This is a genomic window from Streptomyces sp. NPDC005485 (assembly GCF_040606085.1).
Lineage (GTDB): Bacteria > Actinomycetota > Actinomycetes > Streptomycetales > Streptomycetaceae > Streptomyces.
This window is the reverse complement of sequence record NZ_JBEXDZ010000115.1, coordinates 24,155-31,648: the sequence shown is the minus strand read 5'-3', so window position 1 is coordinate 31,648 and position 7,494 is coordinate 24,155. Positions and strand designations below refer to the sequence as shown.

Annotated in this window: 4 protein-coding genes; 1 reads left to right on the top strand and 3 read right to left on the bottom strand. The window is 69.0% G+C overall.

All coding sequences use genetic code 11. From position 1 onward, the window contains the following. Positions 1-29 precede the first annotated feature (29 nt). Positions 30-1,406, bottom strand: coding sequence for a glycoside hydrolase family 43 protein (locus ABZS97_RS31040; protein ID WP_356142996.1), 1,377 nt, complete (start codon positions 1,404-1,406; stop codon positions 30-32). Positions 1,407-1,916: 510 nt separating this feature from the next. On the opposite strand from ABZS97_RS31040, the gene ABZS97_RS31035 reads away from it, so the two are divergent. Beyond that, positions 1,917-3,410 carry a glycoside hydrolase family 43 protein gene (locus ABZS97_RS31035; RefSeq protein WP_356142994.1) on the top strand — a complete coding sequence of 498 codons (1,494 nt, stop codon included), beginning with the start codon at positions 1,917-1,919 and terminating at the stop codon, positions 3,408-3,410. Between the two features lie 75 nt (positions 3,411-3,485). Here ABZS97_RS31035 and ABZS97_RS31030 read toward each other — a convergent pair whose 3' ends face one another. Together ABZS97_RS31030 and ABZS97_RS31025 are read right to left on the bottom strand one after the other, a co-directional pair. Beyond that, positions 3,486-5,243, bottom strand: coding sequence for a cellulase family glycosylhydrolase (locus ABZS97_RS31030; RefSeq protein WP_356142992.1), 1,758 nt, complete (start codon positions 5,241-5,243; stop codon positions 3,486-3,488). A gap of 215 nt (positions 5,244-5,458) precedes the next feature. Next, positions 5,459-7,444: a beta-galactosidase gene (locus ABZS97_RS31025; RefSeq protein WP_356142990.1), complete on the bottom strand. Its 1,986-nt coding sequence runs from the start codon at positions 7,442-7,444 to the stop codon at positions 5,459-5,461. Between the last annotated feature and the right edge of the window lie 50 nt (positions 7,445-7,494).

The window sequence follows — 7,494 nt, the reverse complement described above, 5'->3', positions numbered from 1 at the left end:
GGGCCACCTCGCCGGCCGTGCGTCTGTGATCAGTAGCCGACGCGGAAGGTCGCGTCCTGCCGTTCGGTCGTGGTGGAGATCGGGTCGATGCGCAGGACGTAGTTGGAGTGGCGGATGTAGCGGGTCGGGTTGTTGTACGAGCGGAAGGAGGCCCAGGTCGCGTCCGCGAGGCCCGCCGTGCGGTAGAAGGTCGCGTCCCCGGCGAACGTCGACGTGCCGTCGTTGACGTCGAGTTGGAGGGCGTAGTTGTAGTGGCGCAGGTAGCGGGTGGGGTAGTTGACCGACTGGAAGGAGACTCCCGTGCTGTCGGCGAGGCCGGGGACGAGCTTCCACTGGGAGTCGGTCGGCGGGTCGATCGGGTACGCGTCGATACGGCCGACGTAGTTGGAGTGGCGGATGTAACGGGCCGGGAAGTTGTAGGACTTGAGCCGGTTCCAGGCCGGGGCACCCCACTTGGCGATGAGGTTGTTGTACTGCGTCGTGCTGATGGTGGCGACACCGCAGTGCTTGGAGTTGAGCGGCTGGGTGTAGGTCTTCTGGTCGAGCGCGGTCCAGGTGCCGGACGCGAGGCTCGTGGTCTGCCAGGCGTAGAAGACGCCGTTGGGGGTGTAGGTGTCTCCCCACAGGTACCAGGTGTTGGACGTGAGGGACTTGACCAGGGTCGGGGCCTCGGTGCCGCCGTGGGCGACGCCGGTGCTGAACTCGGTGAAGCTGCCCGGGTCGAGGGAGGTGGAGCGGGCGCCCACCAGGGTCTGGTTCTTCTTGAAGTAGAGGTAGTTGACGCCGTCGACGCCCACGGCCATGTCGCCGTCGATCACGTCGTAGCCGGGGTCGAAGAAGACCTGGGGCGCTGAGGCGGTGAGGAAGTCCGTCGTGTAGTTGACCATGATCACGTTGTGGCCACTGGAGTTGACGGCGGAGTAGATGAGCGCGTACTGGCCCCGGCCCGCGTCCCAGAACGCCTCGGGCGCCCAGGAGTGGGTGTTCATGTCGTGCAGCTTGAGTCGGTGGTAACCGGTGAAGGTGCGCAGATCGGTGGAGTTCCAGACGTGCACGTACTGGCTTACGTAGTTCCAGTCGGTGCCCTTGAGGTCGGTGGCGATGACGACGAAGGTGCCGTCCTGCTTGCGCAGGATGAAGGGGTCGCGCAGGCCGAGGTCGCCTTCGGTGGGGGTGACGACGGGGTTGTTCTGGTTGAGCGGCGTCCAGTTCAGCGAGTCGGTGCTGACGGCCAGGTGGAGTCCGTAGTCGGTGCCTTCGCCGAGGGAGGTCGATTCGGTGAAGTAGCCCATCACGTACGCCGAGTCGGCGGCGTACGCGGCGGGGGCGCCGAGGCTCAGTGCGCCGGTCACGGCCAGCGGCGTGGTGGCTGCGAGGCCGAGGAAGTGGCGGCGGGAGGTGGCCATGCGTGCTCCAAGGGATGTGTGCGGGGGCCCTCAAGGACAGCCAACAGCGATCGGTATATCGAACATGGTTCGGTGAATCGGTCAGAAGTTAAGGCGTGGCCATGTGTGCGTCAATCACCTCGTACATCTTTGGTGAAGTCTGTGCACGTGGGTCACGCTCACTGGACCGCCGTAGGGCCCGACCGGAACCTCGGGTGATCCGCGGAGCCCATCGGTGGGTGGGAGGGGCAGAGTTGAAGCGCTTCGACGCCACCATCGCTTGCGCTGAGGCGTCAACAACCAGTACCTCAGCGCGCTTCTACTGTCTCAACCTCTTGTTTCGCTGGAAGCGTCGCATTAGCTTTCGTTGTTGTGTGAAGCGCTTCGACGCGAGGTGACAGGGGAGCACCGGTGGGGAGTCTTCGAGGGTGTGTCAGTGGTCGCCGTATACCCCCTGGTCCGGCAGTGCTGCCGTAAGGCGCCGCGAACTTCCCGCACGATCCGACCGACCCACCGATGAAAGGATCCCAGGTGTCCGACCAGCACCCGGCGGGCGCGAGCTTCGCCGGCCCCGTCGTCCCCGGCTTCCACCCCGATCCCAGTGTCTGCCGTGTGGGCGACGACTACTACCTCGCGTGCTCCAGCTTCGAGTACTTCCCCGGCATCCCCCTCTTCCACAGCCGCGACCTGGTCCACTGGACCCGGATCGGCAACGCCCTCGACCGCCCGGAGCAACTGCGCCTGCCCACCTCCATGCCGTCGTCCGGCGGGATCTACGCCCCCACGCTGCGTCACCACGACGGACGCTTCTGGCTGATCGTCACCAACTGCAGCGAGGGCGGCGGCAATCTGCTCGTCACCGCCACCGACCCGGCGGGCCCCTGGTCCGACCCGACCTGGCTGCCCGACGTCCCGGGCATCGACCCGGACCTCGCCTGGGACGAGGACGGCACCTGCTGGTGCACAGTCGCCGGGGTGTCGCAGGTCCCCCTCGACCCGTACACAGGACGCACCCTCGGTGAGACCCGCAGACTGTGGTCCGGCGGGCCCGGCGCCAAGGCCCCCGAGGCGCCCCACCTCTACCGCATCGGCGACTACTGGTATCTGCTCATCGCCGAGGGCGGCACCGAGCGCGGCCACGGCATCTCCATCGCCCGTGGGCTCTCTCCGAACGGCCCCTTCGAGCCGTGTCCGGCCAACCCGATCCTCACCCACCGCGGTACCGACCACCCCGTCCAGAACACCGGGCACGGGGACCTGGTGCAGGCCCCTGACGGCTCCTGGTGGATGGTGTTCCTCGGGGCGCGCCCGCACGGCGGCACTCCCGGCTGGCACGTCCTCGGCCGCGAGACCTTCCTCGCTCCGGTCACCTGGGAGGACGGCTGGCCCGTCGTCGGCGACATCCTGGCGCCGGGCTACGACGGGCCCGGCGATCCCTACCACGACGACTTCGACCTCACCGAACTGCATGCGTCCTGGATCTCCGTACGCGACAGGCCCGCCGAGCACTGCACCACGAAGGAGCGCCCCGGCTCTCTGACACTGCGGGCACGCGGCACTTCCCTCGACGAGCCGGACGCCGTCTTCATCGGTCGGCGCCAGCAGCATCACGCGTGCCGCGCGCGCACGTCGGTCGATCCGGCGCAGGGTTGCGGCGGGCTCGCCGTCCGGCTCGACGAGCAACACCACTACGACATCGAGGCGGACGGCACCGAGGTGCGGGTGGTCTCGCGCGTCGGCTCGGTGCGCGCCGTCGTGGCCACCCTGCCGGTGCCCGCGGGCCCGGTCGTCCTCGGCGTGCGGATCACCGAGCCGCCGGAACGGCACGACCCGCGCACCGGACCTGATGTCGTCTCCCTCGGCGTGGAGCGGCCGGACGGCACCTTCGCCCCGCTCGCGACGCTTGACGGCCGCTACCTGTCGACCGAGGTGGCCGGCGGGTTCACCGGCCGTGTCATCGGCCTGTACGCGGCCCAGGGCGTCGTCCACTTCGACTGGTTCGGCTACGAGCAGCTGACCGCCTGAGCCTGCTGCACGCACTCCTCCCGATGCAGGAGCGGACCCCGGGTGCCGTGCTCGGCACCCGGGGCGAGGGAATCGTCAGCCGACGGTTCCTGTGACCGTACTTCCGGACTTCGTCACCTGGTACGTCACGGTGGCTCCGCTCCAGAAGTGGAAGACGAGCGTCGCCTGCGTGTTGTCACGCAGTGAGTTGAGGAACGCAGGAGTGAGGACGAGGCCGTTGCCCGGGTAGTCGGGGCTGAACGACACGTTGAACTCCTGGTAGGAACTCCAGTTGACCGGACCGGCGTTGGTGCCGTCGGCGTACTTGCCCTCCATGGTCGCCAGCTGGTCACCGCGGAACTGGGTGGGGATGGTGAGACCGCTGGTGGTGCCGGTCGCTGGGGAGAGCACCGGGCTGTCGTACGTGATCACATGGATCTGCCACGGGAGACCGCGGGAGAACCGGGCCTCGATCGTCGCGTTGGTCCCGTAGGCGCGGTTGCCGGCAAGGCGGGTCAGCGCGGTCGCCGTGAGCGTGAGCTGGTTGCCGGACACCGTGTAGTCCCGGCCCTGGGCGAGCTGTGTGTTGCCCTGCCAGAGGCCTCGGAACGTGAGGCCGTTGGGGTTGAGGGTGAGCGTCTTGGCCGTGATCGCACCGGACTTCGCCAGGAACACCTGGTCCGAGGAGGCGGTGCCCGAGCGGGTGGTCCAGCTCGACTTGATCCGGTTGAACAGCTCGGGGTCGGTCCACTGCAGCGTGGCACGGCTCAGGAAGGCGAAGGTTCCCGGGTCCCACAGGGCCGTGGTCACTCCGGCGGCGCGGGCGTCGTGGCCGAACTGCTCGAAGTACTTGATGGCCTCGCCCCGTTCGATGCGGGACGGGTGGTTGCTGTCGGGGTACGCCAGCAGGCCGTATTCGCCGAGGTAGACGGGGATTCCCTTGGAGGTGAAGGTCGCGCGGATCCGGTTGAAGTTGTCGGTCATGTCCTGCTGCGAGGTGGCGTCGAAGCGCGTGCCGCCCGCGACGTTCACACTGAACGGGTAGTAGCCGTAGTAGTGCACGGTGGCCACGAGGTTGGGGTCGGCCAGCGACTTCATCTCGGTCGACAGGGCGTCCAGGAAGATCTGGCTCGAATTGGTGTGGAGGCTGGGCAGGACGAGCAGACGGGTCGCGTTGTTGCCGCCGGACTGGCGCACCACGGTGTGGAACGCGGTGTTCAGTTCGTCGTTGTACTGGATGCCCTGGGCATCGGTGGTGTTGTCGAACTGCGGCTCGTTGTTGCTCTCGAAGAGCAGGGTCTTCGGGGAGTCCCTGAACTTGGACGCGATCTGGGTCCAGGAGGCCTTGAACCGGGCCAGGACGTTGTCGTGGTCGGTGGGCATCTTGGCGACCCACTGCCACGAGTCGTGATGGACGTTGATCACGACGTAGAGACCGTCGGCCTGCGCCCAGTCGACCACCTGCTTGACGCGGTTCATCCATGTCGCGTCGATCGTGTACGGGGCCGTGGAGGACTGGTGGTCGGTCCAGGTGACGGGGATACGGACGCTACGGAAGCCGTGGGCCTTGATGGTGTCGAACAGGGCCTTGGTGGCTGCCGGGTTGCCCCAGGAGGTCTCGTCGGGGATGGCGTCCAGGGTGTTGCCCAGGTTCCAGCTGGGCTGCATCGCGGCCACCGTGCCCATGGGGCTCAGGGCCTTGTGCGTGAGTGCTGTGGCCGCGTCGTTGTGTGGCGGTGCGGCGAAGGCGGTGGTGCTGGTCAGCCCGATCGCGGCGATCAGCGCCACCAGGAGGCCGAGCAGGCGACCGGGGCCACTTCTGCGGCGCTCGGTGAGGTGATGCGTTCCCTTCATCTTTGACTCTTCTCTGTTGGCCGAGCGGAGGTTCCGCCCGTGGGGAGGCGTGCGGACAGATGGCCGGACAGGCCGGACCACTCCTTGGTGGTGCACCAGGCGGGCGCGGGCAGGTCGGACGGCAACGCCGTGACCGACCTCGGCTCCGGCGCCGGATGGGTGAGCCGGAGCAGGACTGCGGACGGGGCCGCGGGCAGGGAGAAGACGGACTGCGCTCAGGTGAGGCGAAGAACGGCGCAGCCGCCGACGGGCAGTTCGGCGAGCGAGCCGCCCGTGAGCAGGTCGTGGGCCGGCTCGGACAGGGCCACGGGTTCGGTGCCGTGGTTGATCAGGAAGCGCCAGCGACGGCCGTCCGCGGCGTGCCGGGTGACAGCCTCGACGTGCGGAGGCAGCCCGGGCGCTTCGGGGCCCACCCCGGCCTCGTCGAGCAGCCGGGCGACCAGCGCGTCGTAGCCGGTGTCGTCGAGGAGGGTGGAGAGGTACCACCCCTGCCCGGTGCCGAAGCGGTGCCGGGTCACCGCAGGGCTGCCCGTGAGCATGCCGTGGGTGTACGTGGCGAGCGTCTCGGCGCCCTCGGCGTGCAGGGACTCGCTCCAGGCGGTGCCTTGAGTGCCGTCCGACAACGTGATCCGCTCGTCGCGCCGCAGCGGCCGGTACTCCTCGACACGGATGCCCAGCGCCTCGCGCAGGGGAGCTGCCGGATAGCCGCCGAGGCGGGCGTGGAGGCGGTCGTCCACGTAACCGCTCGCGTGCTGGACGAGGAGCGTTCCGCCTCCTGCGACATAGCGGCGCAGGTTGTCGGCGGACCGGTCGGAGAGCAGGAACAGCGCCGGTGCGATGACGAGCGGGTAGCGGCCCAACTCGTCGTCGGGGTGGGCGAAGTCGGCCGTCACCCCTGAGTCCCACAGTGCCCGGTGCGCCCGTTCCAGGGCCGCGGGATAGTCGAGTTCCGCCGAGGGCAGGCCGTCCACGCCCAGTGCCCACCAGGCGTCCGGACCGTGCAGGACGGCGACCCGCGCGGAGACCGTCGAGCCCGCCAGCTCGCCGAGCCGGGCGACCGCCTCCCCGGTTCGTGCGACCTCGCGGAAGATCCGGCTGTCGGGTCCTGCGTGCGGGACCATCGCCGAGTGCCAGGTCTCGGCGCCGGCCCGGGACTGCCGCCACTGGAAGAAGAGGGCGCCCTCCGAGCCGCGCGCGATGTGACCCAGGGTGTGGCGCAGAATGTCACCGGGGTCCTTGGCGAGGATCCGGTCGCCGTCGTAGACGGTGCTGGTGCCCTGCTCCATCAGCAGCCAGGGGCGGCCGCCGCCCAGTGAGCGGGCGCGATCCGCGTGGAAGGCGACATCGGCGGACGCGTCCACCCCGGGCGAGCCGGGGTACTGGTCGGAGCTGACGACGTCGAGTTCGCGGGCGAGGGCCCACAGGTCGATGTTCTGGTACGCGGGCAGCATCAGGTTGGTCGTCACCGGCCGGTCGCTGTGCGCACGGATCGCGTCGCGCTGTTCGCGGTAGGCGGCGATGACCTCGTCGGACCAGAAGCGGTGGAAGTCCAGAGCCTGGCCGGGATTCCTGTGCCAGTTGGTGGCGCGCGGCGGCAGGATCTGCTCCCAGTAGGTGTAGCCCTGGCTCCAGAAGGCCGTTCCCCAGGCGTCGTTGAGGGCGTCCAGCGACCCGTGGCGGGCGCGCAGCCAGACCCGGAAGGCGGCGGCCGTGTGGTCGCAGTAGCACAGGGTGACGTACTCGTTGTGCACGTGCCACAGCGCGAGGGCGGGGTGGTCGCCGTAGCGTTCGGCGAGCGCTGCGGCGATCCGACGGGCCGCGGTGCGGTACGCGGGCGCGATGAGGCAGTAGGTGTCCCGGCTGCCGTGGACGAGACGGGTTCCGTCGGGCCGGACCGTCAGTGCGTCCGGGTGCGCCAGTGTGAACCAGGGCGGCGGGGAGGCTGTGGGGGTGGCGAGGTCGACGGCCACGCCGTTCGCGTGCAGGCGTTCGATGTGGGCGTCGAGCCAGGCGAAGTCGTAGCGCCCTTCCTCGGGTTCGAGCAGGGCCCAGGAGAAGACGCCGACAGTGGCCAGGTTGACCCTGGCCCGGCGCATGAGTGCGTCGTCCTCCTTCCAGACCGGTTCGTCCCACTGCTCGGGGTTGTAGTCACCACCGAACGCGAGTCCGCCCAGGCGGTCGGGGAGACGGGGTGAGGTCATGACTGGCCCTTCGGGCGGGGGGACTTGTTGGGTGTGGTGCTGTCGAAGCG

Excerpts from the sequence above, each read along its gene's own strand:
- ABZS97_RS31040 (WP_356142996.1), bottom strand. The coding sequence starts at position 1,406 with ATGGCCACCTCCCGCCGCCACTTCCTCGGCCTCGCAGCCACCACGCCG.
- ABZS97_RS31030 (WP_356142992.1), bottom strand. The coding sequence starts at position 5,243 with ATGAAGGGAACGCATCACCTCACCGAGCGCCGCAGAAGTGGCCCCGGT.
- ABZS97_RS31025 (WP_356142990.1), bottom strand. The coding sequence starts at position 7,444 with ATGACCTCACCCCGTCTCCCCGACCGCCTGGGCGGACTCGCGTTCGGT.